The sequence below is a fragment of the Bradyrhizobium sp. USDA 4503 genome (assembly GCF_054055815.1).
On the sequence record NZ_JBSRXS010000001.1, the window covers coordinates 683,571 to 700,881 of the forward strand.

The following is a 17,311-nucleotide window of genomic DNA, read 5'->3' on the forward strand; positions in this document are numbered from 1 at the left end:
GATCGAAAGGCAATTTCGATGAATATGGCAGGCAAGACGGTGCTGATCACCGGTTCCACCGACGGCGTCGGCCGCTACGTCGCGATGAAGCTGGCGTCTGCTGGCGCCCGGGTCCTGATCCACGGCCGCGATACCAAGCGGGCGCAGACGCTCGCCGACGAGATCAAGCGCCTCAGCGGCCGCGAGCCGATGTTCTACCAGGCCGATCTGTCCTCGCTCGCCGAGGTCCGCGAGTTCGCCCAGCTGGTGCTCGACGACCAGGAACGCCTTGATGTGTTCGTCAGCAACGCGGGCATCGGTTCGCAAAACGAGGGGCCGGCGCGGCAGACCAGCAAGGACGGCCACGAGCTGCGCTTCGCGGTCAACTATCTCGCCGGCTTCCTGCTCGCGCATCTGTTGCTGCCGCGGCTCAAGGCGAGCGCGCCGGCGCGCATCGTCAATGTCGCGTCGCTCGGCCAGCACCCGATCGATTTCGGCGACGTGATGATCACGAAGAACTACAGCGGTGCGCGCGCCTATGCGCAGAGCAAGCTGTCGCAGATCATGTTCACCATCGACCTGGCCGCGGAGCTGGAAGGCTCCGGCGTGACCGTCAACTCGCTGCACCCCGCGACCTACATGAACACCACGATGGTGCGCGCCAGCGGCGCGACGCCGATCTCGACCGTCGAGCAGGGCGGTGATGCCATCCTGCGTCTGGTCCAGGACGACGATGTGGCAGGCCGGAGCGGGCTGTTCTTCGACGGCAAGCGCGAGGCGCGCGCCCATGCCCAGGCCTATGACGCCGAGGCGCGCAAGCGGCTCAAGGCGTTGAGCCTGACGCTCACCGGGCTGCGGGCTTCCTGATCCGGCGCGAGACCGGCGCACTTTGGACGCGACCTTGGGCGCGGATCGCCTCGAACAGGCGCTTGCACGCGGCCGGAACGCCGCGATCCGGCACCGTCGCAATGCCGAGCAAGAGACCCGGCTGCGCGCGCTTCGGTGAGAAATACCAGGGCGAGAGCGGGGCGGGCGCCAGCCCGTGCGCGAGCAGTGCCCTGACGATCTCGACATCGGCGGTCTTGTCCGGCAGCGTCAGCATGACGGCGAGGCCGGCAACCTGCACGTCGTTGCTCCAGCTCCGTAGCGCCGTCGTTAGCGCATCGCGGTTGTCGCAATAGGCCCTCTTGGTTCGCCTGAGATGGCGGATGTAGTGACCGTCGCGCATGAACTCCGCGGTGGACAGCTGCACCGCTGGGCCGGGAGCGGGGACCAGGCACGTCGCGACATCGGCGAACTGCGCCGCCAATGGCTCTGGCGCAACCAGGAAGCCGAGGCGCAGCGTCGGCGAGATCGTCTTGCTGAAGGAGCCGAGATGGATCACCCGGCCGGCGCGATCGAGCGAGGCGAGCGCCGGCGCGGCACGGCCATCGAGCTGCAATTCGCCGAGATAGTCGTCCTCGATGATGAAGGCTCCGGTTTGGGCGGCCCAGTCGAGCAGCTGCGCGCGACGTTGCGGCGACAGCGGCGGGCCGAGCGGCGCCTGCTGGCCCGGGGTCACGACCGCGAGCGCCGCGTCGGGGGCGTGCTTGAGACCGTGCTCGACATCGATGCCGTTGGCATCGACGGGGATCGGGACGACCTCCAGCCGGCCGAGCTCGAGGCCCTTTCGCGTCAATGGAAATCCCGGGTCTTCCATCCACGCGCGGCGGCCTTCGAGGCCGAGCACGCGCATCGCGAGGCCGAGTCCTCCGCTGAATCCCGAGGTGATGACGATCTGCGCGGGCGAGCATTCGAGCCCGCGCGCGATCGCGAGATGCGCCGCGATCTCGCGTCTCAATTCGAGCTCGCCGCGTGGATCGACATAGCGCATCACCGCGCTCAATTCCGCCCGGACGGCGCGCGCGCGGATTCGCGCCAGCAGCTTGGCGGGGAGGCTATCCTGCGCGGGGACGCCCATCCGAAAGTGTCCCTGACCGCTCAGATCGCGAAACATCTCCACGACCGATCCGGGAGCGACCGGCGCATCGGGCTTGGCGGCCTTCCTGGGCCGCCTCGCGACGGTGGTGCCGCCCGCCTTCGACGACACGATGTGCTGGGCGTCCGACAGCTTGTCATAGGCCGCCCGCACGGTGCCGCGCGCAACGCCGAGCTGCGCGGCAAGGTCGAGCCACGATGGCAGCCGGGCGCCCGGCACCAGCACGCCGTTGTCGATCGCCGCCGCGATCGCCTTGCGGATCTGCTCGGAGAGCGGCGTCCTGGCCGACCGGTCGAGCGCGATGGGAAGCGGGTTGGACATGGCCCGTGGTACACCAATTCGGTTCATTCTTGGTGCTTCTTTTTGGCCATGCGTGCCCGCATCTATCCGGTAGCAATGGAGGCACGAGATGAAGACCTTGATGACAACGCTGCTGGCCTGCGCGGCCCTTGCGACTCCGGCGATGGCGCAATCGGTGACGCCGAAGTTCGAGCATATGATCACGAACATTCCCGGCAAGTCGCTGATCGCGGTGGAGGTGAACTTCCCGCCGGGCGAGCCGTCGGCGCCGCATCATCACGCCAAATCGGCGTTTCTCTATGTCTACGTGCTCCAGGGCGCGATCGAGAGCCAGCTGGAAGGCGAGGTCGCGCATGTCTATCGGGCCGGCGACAGCTTCTTCGAGCCGCCCGGCGCGCATCACGTGCTCGGGCGCAACGCCAGCGCGACCGAACCGGCGAAGCTGCTTGCGGTGTTCGTCGTCGACAGCAACGACAAGGCGCTGACTGTGTTCGACAAGGAAGGACACAAGCAATGAGCATGCGGATCGACTACAACAAGGTCGCGCCAGCGGGCATCAAGGCGCTCGGCGGCGTCTATGGCTACATCACGCAAAGCGGGCTTTCCGCGCAGCTCGTCGAACTGGTCTATCTGCGGATATCGCAAATCAACGGCTGCGCCTATTGCCTGGACTCGCATACCCGCAGCCTGTTGAAGATGGGCGTCAAGGTCGAGAAGCTTGCGGTGCTGCAGGTCTGGCACGAGGCCGAGGCGCTGTTCGACGCCGAGGAGCGCGCCGCGCTGGCCTGGGCCGAAACCGTCACCCGCGTGGCGGAGACCGCGATTCCGGATGCCGATTACCAGGCGGCCCGCGAGGTGTTCAACGAGAAGCAACTGGTCGACCTGACCATCGCGATCGGCCTGATGAACACCTACAACCGCATCGCAATCGGCTTCCGCAACCCGCCGCAGGCTGTGGTCGAGCATTCCGCTGCGGCGGCTTGATCTTGGCAGGAATGGGTCAACTCCTGGACGGAAGCAACTCATTCGTTGCGGGCCGCATGCTCAGCAGCAGGAGTGCGCCGGAGAGCAAGTACAGCGCCATGACGAAGTACATGCCATAGATGTTGTCGCCGGTGTTCCGCACGATGAACCCGGTGATCGACGGGCTTACCGCCGGACCGAGATTTCCGAGGCTGGTGACGAGGGCAAGGCCGCCGGCCGCCGCGCCCGCTGAGAGATACTCACTGGTCAATGCATAGAAGAGCGGCGGCGCTGATACAAACCCGATGACGGCGAAGGAGAGAGCCAGGATCGAACCAACAAAAGTGCCGTGGAGCAACATGAGAAAGAACAAGCCGCCGGCGGCAATCGTGACGCAGGTCGCATAGTGCCAGCGTCGCTCATGCCGCTTGTCCGAATGACGACCGATCAGGATCATGCAGACGATACCCGTAGCGTTGGCTACTGCGTGATAGACGCCGACCAGTAGCGGATCCTTTACTCCCCAGCTATGGATCAGGGTCGGCATCCAGAACACCATCGTGTAGTTGGCGCCCAGCAGACAAAAACAGGCCAGCGACAACAGGTAGACCTTCGGGTCTCGCAGCAGCTGCCGGAACGTTCCCGAGGTCGCCTTCACGATGTTCTCTTCGTGATGCTGTAAAGCATCGTCCAGCAGCGCCTTCTCCCCCTTCGAAAGCCACGCGGCCTGGAACGGCTTGTCCTTGAGCAGGTAATACACGAGAACGCCGAGGATTGGCGCGGGCAACCCCTGGATCAGAAACAGCCATTGCCAGCCGTAAAGACCGCTGACGCCGTCGAAATACTTCAGGATCGAACCACACAGCGGACCAGCGATGAACATCACAATGGGGGGCGCCGACGCGAGGATCGCGATGACCTGCCCGCGCCTCACCGACGGGTACCAGTATGTCAAGTACAGCAGCACGCCCGGGGCGAAGCCGGCCTCAAAGACACCAAGGAAGAACCTCGCCGCATAGAACTGGAGCGGCGTCGATACGAACATCATGGCGGTCGCCGCCAATCCCCAGAGCACCATGATCCGCAACAGAGTCTTGCGCGCGCCGATCCTTTCCAGAAGAAGATTGCTGGGCACCTCAAACAGGAAATATCCGACGAAGAAGATGCCCGCGCCGAGCCCGTAGACTGCATCATCAAACGGTAGTGTCTGCTTCATCTGAAGCTGTGCGAAGCCGATGTTGATGCGGTCGAGAAAGGCGACCATGCTGGCGATCAGTAGCAAAGGCATAAGGCGCCAGTCGACCTTCGCGAACACGGCCTTGTACGCCGGGTTCTCCAATATCGGCGACGATGACTTGTTTGCAGCAGGCAGATGCATTCTTGTTCCTTCCAAAATATGCTTTTGCCTATGATGTCCTTCAAACCAGTCGCTGCTCCATTGCGAGCGAGTAATGGTCTGACCTCGAAAGCTCAGGTGACCTTTGCCTCGATGACGCTGAGACGCCCGGCCGGATAGGTCGCGGTGTGAGTAAAGCCGGATTCGCGAAACAGCCAGGCGTACTGCTTTTCCGTTCTTTCGAGACCGCCAGGCCCGCGAAGCATGAGCAGATCGGTCAGCGTCTGTTCCCTGTGCGCATCGCTTACGCTCGGGAATTCCGGCATGATCCGTTCGATAAGCAGGAGCACGCCACCTCCGGGGAGCGCCCTTCGACAGTTTGCGAGGATGACCATGCTGCGCTCATCGCTCCAATCGTGAATAATGTTCTTCATGACGATGGCATCCGCGATCGATGGAATCGTCTGGAAGAAATCGCCGGCCATGAATTCGATGCGATCACTGAGTCCGCTGCGCCTCAGGTGGCCAGTCGCGGATTCGGCGCAGCGCGGAAGGTCGAAAATAGTCCCTCGGATATGCGGATGCTGCCCGGCTATGGCGCCAACGAGTTCGCCGGAGCCGCCGCCGACATCCATGAGATGAGCGAACGCACCGAAGTCGTAGGCCCCCAGGATATCCGGAATCGCCAGACGGGTCCCCTCCGTCATAGCCGCATTAAATATGCTGACCATCTCCGGATCGCGCGCCATCAGATCAAAGCTGTTTTCGTGGTCAAGCAGTTGCGCGGCGGTCTTGCCGGTCATGATCGAGTCCAGCAACCCGGTCCACGATTCGGTCAGAAACTGGCCTTCAAAGATCGTCCAGTTCTTGAGGGACTGGGTTGCGGCCCCGTCAAGGCAAGCCCCCAGTTCGGTCAATGCGTATCGCGCTTCAGCGACCTTGCAAATGCCTATGGTCGAAAGCGCGGTCAGCAGGCGGCGGAGCGCCTGCTTGTTCGCACCGGTCGCCTCGACGAGTTCGCCAAGGGGCCGCGATCCATCGCGCAGGAGCTCGGCGATCCCCAGCTTCGCGGCGACGTAGATGACCGCGGTCACGCGCTGCGACTGAATAAGGTGCAGCAATCTTGCGGATGCTTGGACAGAGGCCATCGATCATTCCCCCTCATGTTGCTCGTTGGTGCCGGTCCAGCACTCCCGGGCAAACCTGCTCAGGCTCGAAAGAGGCGCGCTGCGCGGCATTGATTGGCCGACCCTGATCTCGGTGTCGCTGACGCCGGGACCGCATCGCCGGTCCGTCCCCGCAATTGGGGAAGGGTTGAAACCTGAAATACTTAGCGCAGTATGGATGACAGAACTGATCATGGAGGCCTGCCTGGCGCTGACCGCTTTTGGTGGATCGCTGCTCGGGACGGTTTTGCTATCCCGCGCCGCAAGATGATGCTGTACAATTGCCGCCAGGTCCCGAAACCTCGCCGATATTCTGCCGATATTTTCCGAAATGGCCCAACGAGGCGTTCTTGCTTAAGTCATCGCAGCCTTCGATTGTGATCGGCGACCGGACCTTGGACCTGGCCCGCGAATTGCTGCTCGACGGGCGCGGCGACATCGTGCCGTTGCGTCCTCAAGCCTGGGCGGTGCTGCGGCTCCTCGCGCAACGCGTCGGGCGCCTGGTGCATAAGGACGAGATATTGGATGAGGTCTGGTCGGACTGCGAGGTCACGGAAGACTCGCTTGTCCAGGCCATCGGCGACATCAGGCAGGCCTTGGGAGGGGCGGGCCGATTGGCCCTGAGAACCTTGCCTCGCCGCGGCTACATGCTGGTCGTGGATGGCGAGCAGGCCGACCGCCCGGCTTCTGCCAGTGTCACGACCTCGTCGATGCCAGACAACGCCGGAAGGCCAGCGGGTTCATCTTCGATCCCACACCTGTCCATTGTTGTTCTACCATTCACAAATATTGGCGGCGATCTGGAGCAGGAATATTTTGTCGATGGCGTGACTCACAGTCTGACTACCGACCTGTCGCGCATCGCCGGCGCGTTCGTCATCGGCCGGGGCACTGCGTTCACCTTCAAGGGAAAGGCGGTGGACGTGAGGGAGATCGGTCGCGAATTGAATGTCCGTTACGCGCTGGAAGGGTCGGTGCAACGCGGCGGCAATCGCTTTCGCCTGAACGTTCAGTTGACTGACACGGAAACCGGAGCCCATGTGTGGGCCGAGCGCTTCGACAAGCCCGCTGCCGACTTGCTGGACATGCAGGATGAGATCGTATCCCGGCTCGCCAATACGTTGAACGCCGAGCTTATCAAGGCCGAAGCACGACGGGCGGAACGGTTGCCCCAGCCGGACGCCATGGATCTCTATTTTCAGGGCAGGGCTGTCCTGAATAAAGGAATAGCGCCAGCGGTTATGGCGCGAGCAAGGGATTTCTTCATGCGCGCCCTCGCGCTTGATCCCGACAATATTGAAGCAGCGGTTGCCGCGGCTCAGGTCGATTTTGCGATCGGTTCTTCCTCCATGGCCGATGACGGACCGGCATATTTCAGGGCCGCGGAGAAGGCGCTGAATGGCGTGTTGTTGCGTGCGCCCAATCACCCCAGAGCCCACATGTTGCTCGGCGCGGTTCAAATTCGGACGCACCGCGCTGCAAAGGGTATCGCTGAATGTCGCCAGGCGCTGGCGCTCGATCGGAATTTGGCCGATGCGCATGGGTTTATTGGCCTCGGGAAGCATGCGCTGGGGCGTGGTGAGGAAGTCGAGGGGCATATTCAAGAGGCGTTACGACTGTCCCCTCGCGATACGCGTGCCTTTCTCTGGATCATGGTTGTCGGGATGGCCAAGTTGATGTCCTGCACCAATGCAGACCTCGAGGCGCTGGACTGGCTTCGCCGGAGCATTGAGGCTAATCCCAATTTTGCGCTCGCTCACTTTCACTTGGCTGGCGCGTTGGCCATGATGGGAGACCTCGAGGAAGCACAATCCAGTGCCAAAGCCGGACTGGCGCTCGATCCCAACTTCAGCATTCGTCGATACGACGTCAATGTCGTCTTCCTGTCCGACAATCCGGTATGGCTCGCCAAGCGTAAGCGCTTTTATGAGGGAATGCGCATGGCCGGCGTGCCGGAGAGCTAGTGCCGCGTTCGATCATCTGCGTGAATGGGATAAAGCTGCGACGAGGAGCTACATTTGAGCTCCAGCAGCGGCGCGCCATACTCGCGTCTTGGTCAGCGGCGGAGCAGGAGCACCACTCACGAACCCGGCTTCGCCTCGACAGGCTTCTGCGCGAACTGCGGAAAGGTCTCGGCGACGACAGGCCCATCCAGCCGCCATGAATAGCAGCCGCCGACGAAGAATGGCGGCTCGGTGACATCGCGCTGGTGATCGAGCGCGCCGCGGCCCTGCGGGTCCTTGCCGGAGGTTGCGGTCTGGAACAGCGTCGTCACCGCGGGACCCAGCAGCTCGGCGAGATGGGTGCAGGTTTCGAGCTTGCCAATCTTGCGACGGACCAGTTCGCGCCAGCCCTTGCCGATGCGTTCGCCGACCAGGCGCTGCAAGATGCCCTCGACGTCGAGGCAGGACGGGTAGGGCGTTGAGGCCATCGTGGTGCCGGTCTCGCGGATCGTAAAACTGTCGTCGACCGCGAGCCGCAGGCGGATGTCGTGCACGGGATCGTCGGGCTGCTGCAGCCCGCGATGCTTGTCCTGTCGGGCATAGGGTTTGGTGTCGACCAGCTGCGCCTCGACTTCCCACAATCCGTCGTCACGGAGATAGCCGAGACATTCGACGGAGCGGCGGTGCATCAGGCGGCGGGGCTTGCCGTCGGCATTGGTATCGGGTGCGGACATCGGAACTCGCTGGATTGAATCTAGAGCTGATCCAATCGGCCGTGCGCTCCGATGTCAACGCTCGCGGTCGAATGGCGTCATGAGAGGTCGTCATTCCGGGATGGCGCGTTAGCGCCAGACCCGGAATCTCTAGATTCCGGGTTCGATGCTTCGCATCGCCCCGGAATGACGGGGGTGACGTTGAGAGCTATCCCTCAGCTCACCCGCCGTTCGCGGTTCTCCCAATACGGCTTGCGCAGCTCGCGCTTTAAGATCTTGCCGGCGCCGGAGAGCGGCAGCGGCGTCGCGGTGATGTCGACGCTGCGCGGGCATTTGTAGCCGGCGATCAGCATCTTGCAGTGCTCCATCAGCTCTTCCGGCGTGGCGCTGGCGCCGCTCTTCATCACCACGACGGCGTGAACCTGCTCGCCCCAGCGTTCGCTCGGGATCCCGATCACGGCGCATTGCGCCACCGCCGCGTGCTGGGCGAGCGCGTTCTCGACCTCGGCCGAATAGACGTTCTCGCCGCCGGAGATGATCATGTCCTTGACGCGGTCGACGACGTAGACAAAGCCGTCCTCGTCCATGTAGCCGCCGTCGCCGGTGTGCATCCAGCCGTCGATCACGGCGCGCGCGGTCTCCTCCGGCCGCTCCCAATAGCCCATCATCACCATGTCGCCGCGCACCGCGATCTCGCCGACGGTACCCGTCGGCACGACCTTGTCCTCCGCATCGACGATCCTGACCTCGGCGCCAAGCGTGGCGCGGCCGGCGCCGCGGTGCCGTCCCTTGGCGCGGCCGTCGCCGATATGCTCCTTCCAGTGCAGCAGGGTCGCGATCGGCGACAGCTCGGTCATGCCGTAGGCTTGCGTGAACTCGACATGCGGCAGCGCCTTCATGGCGCGCATCAGCACGGCGTCGCTGATCACGGAGGCGCCGTAGGAGATCCGCTTCAAGGACGACAGGTCGTAATTGCCGAGCGTCGGGTGATCGACGAACATCTGGATCATGGTCGGCACCAGCAGCACGTCGGTGATGCGCTCCTTCTGCACGGCGGCCGCGACGCCGTCAGGCGTAAAGCCCTGGATTACGACGTTGGATCCTCCGGACAGCAGCACCGAATACATCGCCGCGCCATTGGCGAGGTGGAACATCGGCGCCGCATGCAGATAGATCGTGCTGCTCGGCCATAGGCCTTCGCCGAGCGCGTTGAGCGCGTTGGCCATCAGATTGCCGTGGCTCAGCATCACGCCCTTGGAGCGGCCGGTGGTGCCGCCGGTGTAGAAGATGCCGGCAAGGTCGTCGCGGCTGCGCATCGCATCCGGAACAGGCGCGCTGCGCGCGATGAGCGTCTCGTAATTCGCCATGCCGGCAGGCATGTCGCCCTCGTCGGCATAGACCAGCTTGAGGCCGGGGATGGCGCCTGCCAGCGCCGTGCCGACCGGCGCAAACGGCTTGTCGACGAACAGGATCGTTGCACGGCAGTCGCGCAGCGCGTCCTCGTTCTCGCTCGGAGACCAGCGGATGTTGAGCGGCACGATCACGGCGCCGGCCCAGCCGACCGCGAGGTAGAGCTCGAGATAGCGGTCGGAGTTCAACGACAGGATCGCGACGCGATCGCCGTCCTGGGCGCCGAGGCCGCGGATCGCGGTGGCGAGGCGGGCGACGCGTTCGCCGACCTCGCGCCAGTTGCGCCGCCGCTCACCGCAGACGACTGCGAGCCCGTTTGGATTGACCTGCAGCGCGCGCCGCAGTCCGTGTGTGATGTTCACTCGTCTCCTCCCTTGATGCGTTTCCCCTGCGAGGCGGTTTGTCCGCCTTCTCGTGCGCCGTTGTCTTGCGCGTTGATGTCATTTGCGTTGTTGTTTTGGCGATGCCTTCGGTGAGGCGGATCGCGAATTCCTCGGCGACGGCGCGTCCGCTCAGCTCGCCGCCCGGCTGGAACCAGTGGCCGATCCAGTTCAGCGAGCCGGCGATCGCGAAAGCTGCGAGCTTCGGGTCGCAGGGTTTCACCGAACCGTCCGCGACGCCCTGTGCGATATAGTCGCGGAAGGCGCGGTCGATCCGCCGCTTCGCCGTCTGCACGATCTTGCGGTTGTCCTCGCTGAGATCGCGGATGTCGAAGCGGACCAGGCTCTTGCCGTAGTCCGCGGTCATCAGCTCGGCATAGCGGACGGTGAGCTTGCGCAGCTTGTCGAGCCCCGAGCCGCCGCCCGCCGACGTCTCGGCAATGCATTCGTCGACCAGCTCATTGCCGATCGACCAGCACTCGAACAGGATCTCGTCCTTGCCGTGGAAGTAGTTGTAGAGCGCCGGCTTGGTGATGTTGAGCCGCTTGGCGACGTCGTTCAGTGTGGCACGGTGATAGCCCTGTTCAAGGAACAGGGCTACGGCCGTGCGCAGCACTGCCTCGCGCTTCTCGTCGCGGGCGCGGCGCCGGCTTTCGAATGGCAGCCACGGCGACTCGTTGCTGGAAGAGGGGGAGTGGGCGTCCATCGCGTCGGCTGTTGTCGCATTGACTCCGGAAGATCGCCCGTATATTACCCATGGGTAACAAATAGTCCAGTGGGTAATTTCCGGGAGGACACGCGATGACGTCACGCACCTATATTGCCGGGGTCGGCATGATCCCGTTCGTCAAGCCCGGCGCCAATGCGCCGTATCACGTGATGGGCGCCGAAGCGGCGAAGCTGGCGCTCGCCGACGCCGGGCTCGACTACGGCCGCGTGCAGCAGGCCTATGTCGGCTACGTCTATGGCGACTCCACCTGCGGGCAGCGCGCGCTCTATCCGGTCGGCATGACCGGCATCCCGATCGTCAACGTCAACAACAACTGCTCGACCGGCTCGACCGCGCTGTTCCTGGCGCGGCAGGTGATCGAGTCGGGCGCGGCCGATTGCGTGATGGCGCTCGGCTTCGAGCAGATGAAGCCCGGCGCGCTCGGGGCCGTGTTCACCGACCGTCCCAGTGCGTTCGACGATTTCGACGCCGCGGCCGACAAGCTGGTCGACGCGCCCGGCGTGCCGCTGGCGCTGCGCTATTTCGGCGGCGCCGGCCTCAGCCACATGAAGAAATACGGCACGCCGCTCTCCGCCTTTGCAAAAGTGCGCGCCAAGGCGAGCCGTCATGCCAAGAACAATCCGCTGGCGCTGTTCCGCAAAGAGGTCACCGCCGACGACGTGATGAACGACCAGGTGATCTGGCCTGGCGTGATGACGCGGCTGATGGCGTGCCCGCCGACCTGCGGCGGCGCCGCCGCGATCCTGGTCTCGGAGAAATTCGCCGACCAGCACGGCCTCAACAAGCAGGTCCGCATCGCGGCGCAGGCGATGACGACCGACACGCCCTCGACCTTCGGTGCGTCAGACATGATGCAGGTGGTCGGCTACGACATGGCGCGGGATGCCGCGCGCAAGGTCTATGAGGCCGCCGGCATCGGGCCTGATGATCTCGACGTCGTCGAGCTGCACGACTGCTTCGCGCACAACGAGCTGATCACCTATGAGGGGCTCGGCCTGTGCGGCGAGGGCGAGGCCGCGAAATTCATCGACGACGGCGACAACTCCTATGGCGGCAGGATCGTCACCAACCCGTCCGGCGGGCTGCTGTCGAAGGGTCATCCGCTCGGCGCCACCGGGCTTGCGCAGTGCTATGAGCTGACGCGGCAGTTGCGCGGCACCGCTGCGGCGACGCAGGTGGAGGGCGCGCGGGTCGGCTTGCAACACAATCTCGGCCTCGGCGGCGCCTGCGTCGTGACGCTCTACGAACGCGCTTGAGGTACTCATGGTCGATCAATCCGCTGTCGGGCGTACATTTACGCCCGTGACCGCGCGCGTCGAGCCGGGGCGGCTGCGCTTCTTCCTCGATACGCTCGGTGAGACGAATGCCGTCTATCGCGACGAGACGGCCGCGCAGGCGGCCGGCTTCACGGCGGCGCCGGTGCCGCCGACCTATCTGTTCTGCCTCGAGATGATGGATGCGCCGGACCCGTTCGAGTTCCTCACGGCGCTCGACATCGATCTGGCGCGCGTGCTGCACGGCGAGCAGCGCTTCGACTATCATGCGCCCGTCGTGGTCGGCGACACCCTGACCTTCCGCCCGCGCGTCACTGGCGTGACCGACAAGAAGGGCGGGGCGATGACGCTGATCGTGGTCGACACCCCGGTCACCAACCAGAACGGTGTCCATGTCGCCGATGTCTCGCGCACCGTCGTGGTACGCAATGCGAGGCCGTCATGAGCAGCTCTCCCTCTGTCGGCGACCGCATCGTCCACAAGGAGTTTCCACCGATCACCCGCCATCGCCTCGCGCTGTATTGCGGCGCCTCCGGCGATCACAATCCGATCCATGTCGACATCGATTTCGCGAAGGCGGCCGGCTTCCCCGACGTGTTCGCGCACGGCATGCTGGTGATGGGCTATCTCGGCCAGGCGCTGACCGACGCGGTGGCGCCGTCGCGCATCCGCTCGTTCTCGACCCGCTTTGCGGCGATCACCCAACTCGGCGCGAAGCTGACCTGCGAGGGCACGGTGACCGAGCTGGTCGAGCAGGGCGGTGAGAAGCGCGCAAAACTCGCGCTGACCACCAGGGATCAGAACGGCGAGGTGAAGCTCGCCGGCGAGGCGGTTATCGCGCTGTAGCGCGAAGGTCTCGCCACGAAGGATTGTGCGCTCCCTCGCCCCGCTCTTGCGGGGAGAGGGTTGGGGTGAGGGGCTGCTTCCGCGCACTCTGGAGGTGGTGAGACCTGTACCCCCTCACCCGGAACGCATCTGACGATGCGTTCCGACCTCTCCCCGCAAGCGGGGCGAGGTGAGGTGGGCATACCGCAAAGATCACGTTGTTTGAGGGAGGTTTGAATGTCAAAGCTGCAAGGCAAAGTCGCGCTCGTCTCAGGCTCCGGCCGCGGCATCGGGCGCGCGATTGCGCTGAAGCTCGCGAACGAGGGCGCGCGCGTCGTGGTCAACGACCTCGATGCCGAGCCGGGCGATGCGGTCGTCGCGGAGATCAAGGCCATGGGCGGCGAGGCGATCGCGGTCAATGGCAGCGTGACCGAAGCCGGCTTTGCCGATCGCTTCGTCGGCGCCGCGATCGAGCGGTTCGGCGGTCTCGACATCATCGTCAATAATGCCGGCTACACCTGGGACTCGACGATCCAGAAGATGACCGACGAGCAGTTCCAGGCGATGCTGGACGTCCATCTGGTCGCCCCGTTCCGCATCATGCGCGCGGCGTCGGAGCCGATCCGAGTGATGGCGAAGAGGGAGGCCGAGGCGGGCCGCGAGGTATTCCGCAAGGTCGTCAACATCTCCTCGATCGCGGGCCTCTACGGCAATGCCGGGCAGGCGAGCTATTCGTCCGCCAAAGCATCGCTGATCGGGCTGACGCGCACGATGTGCAAGGAGTGGGGCCGCTACAAGGTCAACGTCAATTGCGTGGCGTTCGGCCTGATCAACACCCGCCTGACCCAGCCGATCGAGACCCAGCAGAAAACCATCGACGTCGCCGGCCGCGACATCAAGGTCGGCGTCCAGCCGCAGATGCTGGAGGCGATGGGCCGCATGATCCCGCTCGGCCGCGGCGGCACGCCGGAGGAGGCGGCCGATGCGGTCTATCTGTTCTGCGCTCCGGAATCGAATTACATCAGTGGTCAGGTGATCGTCGCCGGCGGCGGTCTTCTGATTTAATACGAGGGCAGAATGCACTACCGATCGTCCTGGATGACCGAGGAGCTGGACACCTTCCGAGACCAGTTCCGCAAATTCCTCGCCAAGGATCTGGCGCCGCACGCCGAAAAATGGCGCGAGCAGAAGCTGGTCGATCGCTCGGCCTGGCGCGCGCTCGGCGAGATGGGCGCGTTGCTGCCGAGCGTGCCCGAGGCCTATGGCGGCTTAGGGGCCAGCTTCGCCTATGACGCCGCCGTGCTCGATGACCTCGAGAGCACGGTGCCGGAGCTGACCACCGGCGTCTCCGTGCACAGCGCGATCGTCGCGCATTACATCGTCAACTATGGCTCGGAGGAGCAGAAGAAACGTTGGCTGCCGAAGATGGCGTCGGGTGAGATGGTCGGCGCCATCGCGATGACCGAGCCCGGCACCGGCTCGGATCTGCAGGCCGTCAAGACCACGGCGAAGAAGCAGGGCAATTCCTACGTCATCAACGGCCAGAAGACTTTCATCACCAACGGCCAGGCCGCCGATCTCGTCATCGTGGTGGCGCGGACCGGGGCTCCGGGCGCCAAGGGCATCTCGCTGATCGTGGTTGAGACCGCGGGCGCCGAGGGGTACCGGCGCGGGCGCAACCTCGACAAGATCGGGCTGCACGCATCAGACACGTCGGAGCTGTTCTTCGATAACGTCACGGTGCCGCCGGAGAACCTGCTCGGCGCCGAGGAGGGCAACGGCTTCGTACAGCTGATGCAGCAATTGCCGCAGGAGCGGCTGTCGCTCGCGATCGGCGCGGTCGCCTCGATGGAGCGCGCGGTCAGGATCACCGCCGAATACACCAAGGAGCGCACCGCGTTCGGCAAGCCGCTGCTCGAATTCCAGAACACCGCCTTCAAGCTTGCCGAGCGCAAGACCGAGGCGATGATCGCCCGCGTGTTCGTCGACTGGTGCGTCGAGCGCCTGGTCGCCGGCGACCTCGACACCGTGACGGCGTCGATGGCGAAATGGTGGTGCTCGCAGAAGCAGGTCGAGACCGCCGACGAATGCCTGCAGCTGCATGGCGGCTACGGCTACATGCAGGAATATCCGATCTCGCGCATGTTCATCGATTCCCGCATCCAGAAGATCTATGGCGGCACCAACGAAATCATGAAGCTCCTGATCGCGCGTTCGCTGTAGGCGGGCGCGTCTTTGGCCGTCATTCCGGGGCACGCGAAGCGTGAACCCGGAATCTCGAAGTTGCGGCTTGAGATTCCGGGTTCGATGCTCGCGCATCGCCCCAATGACGCGGAGGGGTGAGTGCGCCCTCATCTCCTTCGGCCGTGCGCCGCTACATCGCCCGTACGTTCTTGAGGAACTTGTCGACCTGAACTTCCAGCTCTGAGGCGTTGCTGGCGAGCTCTCCGGAGGCCGCCAGCACGTTCTCGGCGGCCTTGCTGGCATCGTCGATCGCCTTGGTCGTGCCGTTGATGTTTGCGGTGACCTCCTTGGTGGCCGCGGCCTGTTCCTCGACCGCGCTGGCGATCACGGTCGAGATCTCGCTGATCTGGACGATGACCTGCGAGATCGCCTTCAGCGCCGTGGCGGTGTTGCCGGTCGCGGCCTGCATCTCGTTGATCTGCGCCGAAATGTCTTCCGTGGCCTTGGCGGTCTGGTTGGCCAGCGCCTTCACCTCGGAGGCGACGACGGCGAAGCCGCGTCCGGCCTCACCGGCCCGCGCGGATTCGATGGTTGCGTTGAGCGCAAGCAGGTTGGTCTGGCCGGCGATCTGGCTGATCAGGGCGACGACGTCGCCGATCTTCTGCGCCATGGTCACGAGACCCGCGACCAGCTTGTCGGACTTCTCGGCTTCGTCGACCGCCATGCGGGCAATGCGGCTCGCCTCGGCCACCTGGCGGCTGATCTCGTTGACCGAGGACGACAGCTCCTCGGACGCGGACGCCGCGCTCGCCGAGCGCTGATTGACGAATTCGGCGGTCGTCGTCAGCGATCGCGCCGTGCCCTGCATTTGCGTCGACGCCGACGCCAGCATCCCGGCAAGGCCCTTCACGTCTTTCTCGAAATCGTCCGCCAGCTTCACATTGCCTGTCACGACCGACCAGCTCAGCATCGCGCCGGTGTAGTTGCCGCGCTTGTCGGTCAGCCCGGAGACCCGCAGGTCGAGCGTTTCCGGACCGAGCTTGATCTTGGCCGCATGCGGCAGGTTTTTGGGATCGCCGACGATGCGGCGCTGGTGCGCCGGGTTCTTGTGGAAGATGTCGAACGAGTTGCCGAGGATCTTGTCCGGCGCCACCGGAAGCAGGTGCTTCACGGTGTCGAGCGTCTTGAGGCTGGTCTGGTTGATGTAGGTGATGTTGAAATCGGTGTCGCACATCATGATGTTGATCGGCATGTTGTCGAGCATCTGCAACAGCCGTTCGGTCTGCGTTTCAAGCCGCGCCTTCTCGGTCGCGAGCTCCCAGGTCAGCATCGGGCCGGTGTAGCGGCCGCGCGAATTGGTCATCGCCGTCACGGTGAGATCGAGCGTCTCGCCGCCGATGGTGATACGCGCCTTGTGCGGCAGGTTCTTCGGGTCGGACAGCAGCCGGCGCTGATGCTGCGGGTTCCTGTGAAATATATCGATCGATTGCCCGATCAGCGCGTCGACCTTTACCGGCAGCACATGCTCGATCTTCTTCAGGTTCTGTCGCGTCGACTCGTTGATGTAGGTGATTTTGAAATTGTCCAGCTCGCAGAGCATGACACTGATCGGCATGTCGTCGAACAGCCGGTACGAACTGTCCGAGCCGATCACGCTTGCGACGCTCTTCATCCCCAACATGCATTGCCTCCAGCCTTGATAATGATCTTGGTGAATTGAAACGGTGCACCTGATCGGCAGCGGAATGCCTTCCAGCGCCGGCCCCCACGCAGGTGCGTTACACGATTTACAATTTCTGACTGTGTGGAACGGTAAGCGATTCGAATTCCACCAAGAAGGGCACGCAATGCGCCGCGTGCGATCGCACAAGGTCGAACGCGCGATGCTCGCGATGAGCGCAGCCGAAAACGTTGCGCAACACCGCGATTTGCCGTGAAATCCACGCGATCCGGCGACGAAGATGCGAAGCGGCCGATCGCTGCACCGTAATCTTACGGAAGCAGAAGCGTGCGCTCCTAATGATTGTTATCGTGCACATAACGCGGTGGCTCATGCAGATTGTGCCACGCCATCGCGCGCAGCGGAGAGTTCTTGACTGCAATCGTCTCGGCGGCCACGCGCTGTCGGTC

The 17,311-nt window shown here is 64.0% G+C and carries 16 protein-coding genes; 9 read left to right on the forward strand and 7 right to left on the reverse strand.

The window, feature by feature from the left end; genetic code table 11:
- Positions 1 to 18: 18 nt before the first annotated feature.
- Positions 19 to 846 carry an SDR family NAD(P)-dependent oxidoreductase gene (locus ACVMIH_RS03235; RefSeq protein ID WP_076826468.1) on the forward strand — a complete coding sequence of 276 codons (828 nt, stop codon included), beginning with the start codon at positions 19 to 21 and terminating at the stop codon, positions 844 to 846.
- On the opposite strand, the gene pdxR is transcribed toward ACVMIH_RS03235, so the two are convergent.
- A complete protein-coding gene (pdxR, locus tag ACVMIH_RS03240; RefSeq protein ID WP_456860733.1) occupies positions 824 to 2,278 on the reverse strand; it encodes a MocR-like pyridoxine biosynthesis transcription factor PdxR in 1,455 nt (484 codons plus the stop codon). The genes ACVMIH_RS03235 and pdxR overlap by 23 nt on opposite strands.
- Before the next feature lie 88 nt (positions 2,279 to 2,366).
- Here pdxR and ACVMIH_RS03245 point away from each other — a divergent pair, with 88 nt between their 5' ends.
- Together ACVMIH_RS03245 and ACVMIH_RS03250 are read left to right on the forward strand one after the other, a co-directional pair.
- Entirely contained in the window at positions 2,367 to 2,774 is a 408-nt protein-coding gene (locus tag ACVMIH_RS03245) for a cupin domain-containing protein (RefSeq protein WP_168855733.1), read from the forward strand.
- Positions 2,771 to 3,241, forward strand: coding sequence for a carboxymuconolactone decarboxylase family protein (locus tag ACVMIH_RS03250; protein WP_456860735.1), 471 nt, complete (start codon positions 2,771 to 2,773; stop codon positions 3,239 to 3,241). Before ACVMIH_RS03245 ends, ACVMIH_RS03250 begins: the two co-directional genes overlap by 4 nt.
- Before the next feature lie 16 nt (positions 3,242 to 3,257).
- On the opposite strand, the gene ACVMIH_RS03255 is transcribed toward ACVMIH_RS03250, so the two are convergent.
- Together ACVMIH_RS03255 and ACVMIH_RS03260 are read right to left on the reverse strand one after the other, a co-directional pair.
- Positions 3,258 to 4,598 carry an MFS transporter gene (locus ACVMIH_RS03255; RefSeq protein WP_456860738.1) on the reverse strand — a complete coding sequence of 447 codons (1,341 nt, stop codon included), beginning with the start codon at positions 4,596 to 4,598 and terminating at the stop codon, positions 3,258 to 3,260.
- A 92-nt stretch (positions 4,599 to 4,690) separates the two neighbouring features.
- Positions 4,691 to 5,704: a methyltransferase gene (locus ACVMIH_RS03260; protein WP_456860740.1), complete on the reverse strand. Its 1,014-nt coding sequence runs from the start codon at positions 5,702 to 5,704 to the stop codon at positions 4,691 to 4,693.
- A 368-nt stretch (positions 5,705 to 6,072) separates the two neighbouring features.
- Between ACVMIH_RS03260 and ACVMIH_RS03265 the strand changes: the two genes are divergently transcribed.
- The gene (locus ACVMIH_RS03265; protein ID WP_316394891.1) at positions 6,073 to 7,686 is read left to right on the forward strand and encodes a winged helix-turn-helix domain-containing tetratricopeptide repeat protein; all 1,614 of its coding nucleotides are present in this window, start codon (positions 6,073 to 6,075) and stop codon (positions 7,684 to 7,686) included.
- Between the two features lie 116 nt (positions 7,687 to 7,802).
- On the opposite strand, the gene ACVMIH_RS03270 is transcribed toward ACVMIH_RS03265, so the two are convergent.
- The 3 genes from ACVMIH_RS03270 to ACVMIH_RS03280 all read right to left on the reverse strand — a co-directional run bounded on the left by ACVMIH_RS03270 (position 7,803) and on the right by ACVMIH_RS03280 (position 10,874).
- On the reverse strand, positions 7,803 to 8,399 hold the full coding sequence (locus ACVMIH_RS03270; protein ID WP_057019693.1) for a DUF2889 domain-containing protein: 597 nt from the start codon (positions 8,397 to 8,399) through the stop codon (positions 7,803 to 7,805).
- A 194-nt stretch (positions 8,400 to 8,593) separates the two neighbouring features.
- Positions 8,594 to 10,150: an acyl-CoA synthetase gene (locus ACVMIH_RS03275; RefSeq protein WP_456860742.1), complete on the reverse strand. Its 1,557-nt coding sequence runs from the start codon at positions 10,148 to 10,150 to the stop codon at positions 8,594 to 8,596.
- Positions 10,080 to 10,874 carry a TetR/AcrR family transcriptional regulator gene (locus ACVMIH_RS03280; protein ID WP_456860744.1) on the reverse strand — a complete coding sequence of 265 codons (795 nt, stop codon included), beginning with the start codon at positions 10,872 to 10,874 and terminating at the stop codon, positions 10,080 to 10,082. Before ACVMIH_RS03280 ends, ACVMIH_RS03275 begins: the two co-directional genes overlap by 71 nt.
- Before the next feature lie 95 nt (positions 10,875 to 10,969).
- Between ACVMIH_RS03280 and ACVMIH_RS03285 the strand changes: the two genes are divergently transcribed.
- The 5 genes from ACVMIH_RS03285 to ACVMIH_RS03305 all read left to right on the forward strand — a co-directional run bounded on the left by ACVMIH_RS03285 (position 10,970) and on the right by ACVMIH_RS03305 (position 15,220).
- Positions 10,970 to 12,154: a lipid-transfer protein gene (locus tag ACVMIH_RS03285; protein WP_253587148.1), complete on the forward strand. Its 1,185-nt coding sequence runs from the start codon at positions 10,970 to 10,972 to the stop codon at positions 12,152 to 12,154.
- Between the two features lie 7 nt (positions 12,155 to 12,161).
- Positions 12,162 to 12,617 (forward strand): MaoC family dehydratase N-terminal domain-containing protein, encoded by a 456-nt coding sequence (locus tag ACVMIH_RS03290; RefSeq protein WP_028344581.1) that lies wholly within the window; start codon positions 12,162 to 12,164, stop codon positions 12,615 to 12,617.
- On the forward strand, positions 12,614 to 13,018 hold the full coding sequence (locus tag ACVMIH_RS03295) for a MaoC family dehydratase (protein ID WP_057019696.1): 405 nt from the start codon (positions 12,614 to 12,616) through the stop codon (positions 13,016 to 13,018). Before ACVMIH_RS03290 ends, ACVMIH_RS03295 begins: the two co-directional genes overlap by 4 nt.
- A gap of 216 nt (positions 13,019 to 13,234) precedes the next feature.
- Complete coding sequence (locus tag ACVMIH_RS03300) at positions 13,235 to 14,062, forward strand: SDR family NAD(P)-dependent oxidoreductase (protein ID WP_057019697.1); 828 nt, start codon at positions 13,235 to 13,237, stop codon at positions 14,060 to 14,062.
- Between the two features lie 12 nt (positions 14,063 to 14,074).
- Complete coding sequence (locus ACVMIH_RS03305; RefSeq protein ID WP_057019698.1) at positions 14,075 to 15,220, forward strand: acyl-CoA dehydrogenase family protein; 1,146 nt, start codon at positions 14,075 to 14,077, stop codon at positions 15,218 to 15,220.
- A 151-nt stretch (positions 15,221 to 15,371) separates the two neighbouring features.
- Here the strand turns inward: ACVMIH_RS03305 and ACVMIH_RS03310 are convergent, their stop codons facing one another.
- Entirely contained in the window at positions 15,372 to 16,862 is a 1,491-nt protein-coding gene (locus ACVMIH_RS03310) for a methyl-accepting chemotaxis protein (protein ID WP_063790157.1), read from the reverse strand.
- Positions 16,863 to 17,311 lie beyond the last annotated feature (449 nt).

Excerpts from the sequence above, each read along its gene's own strand:
- ACVMIH_RS03235 (WP_076826468.1), top strand. The coding sequence starts at position 19 with ATGAATATGGCAGGCAAGACGGTGCTGATCACCGGTTCCACCGACGGC.
- pdxR (WP_456860733.1), bottom strand. The coding sequence starts at position 2,278 with ATGTCCAACCCGCTTCCCATCGCGCTCGACCGGTCGGCCAGGACGCCG.
- ACVMIH_RS03245 (WP_168855733.1), top strand. The coding sequence starts at position 2,367 with ATGAAGACCTTGATGACAACGCTGCTGGCCTGCGCGGCCCTTGCGACT.
- ACVMIH_RS03250 (WP_456860735.1), top strand. The coding sequence starts at position 2,771 with ATGAGCATGCGGATCGACTACAACAAGGTCGCGCCAGCGGGCATCAAG.
- ACVMIH_RS03255 (WP_456860738.1), bottom strand. The coding sequence starts at position 4,598 with ATGCATCTGCCTGCTGCAAACAAGTCATCGTCGCCGATATTGGAGAAC.
- ACVMIH_RS03260 (WP_456860740.1), bottom strand. The coding sequence starts at position 5,704 with ATGGCCTCTGTCCAAGCATCCGCAAGATTGCTGCACCTTATTCAGTCG.
- ACVMIH_RS03270 (WP_057019693.1), bottom strand. The coding sequence starts at position 8,399 with ATGTCCGCACCCGATACCAATGCCGACGGCAAGCCCCGCCGCCTGATG.
- ACVMIH_RS03280 (WP_456860744.1), bottom strand. The coding sequence starts at position 10,874 with ATGGACGCCCACTCCCCCTCTTCCAGCAACGAGTCGCCGTGGCTGCCA.
- ACVMIH_RS03285 (WP_253587148.1), top strand. The coding sequence starts at position 10,970 with ATGACGTCACGCACCTATATTGCCGGGGTCGGCATGATCCCGTTCGTC.
- ACVMIH_RS03290 (WP_028344581.1), top strand. The coding sequence starts at position 12,162 with ATGGTCGATCAATCCGCTGTCGGGCGTACATTTACGCCCGTGACCGCG.
- ACVMIH_RS03295 (WP_057019696.1), top strand. The coding sequence starts at position 12,614 with ATGAGCAGCTCTCCCTCTGTCGGCGACCGCATCGTCCACAAGGAGTTT.
- ACVMIH_RS03300 (WP_057019697.1), top strand. The coding sequence starts at position 13,235 with ATGTCAAAGCTGCAAGGCAAAGTCGCGCTCGTCTCAGGCTCCGGCCGC.
- ACVMIH_RS03305 (WP_057019698.1), top strand. The coding sequence starts at position 14,075 with ATGCACTACCGATCGTCCTGGATGACCGAGGAGCTGGACACCTTCCGA.
- ACVMIH_RS03310 (WP_063790157.1), bottom strand. The coding sequence starts at position 16,862 with ATGTTGGGGATGAAGAGCGTCGCAAGCGTGATCGGCTCGGACAGTTCG.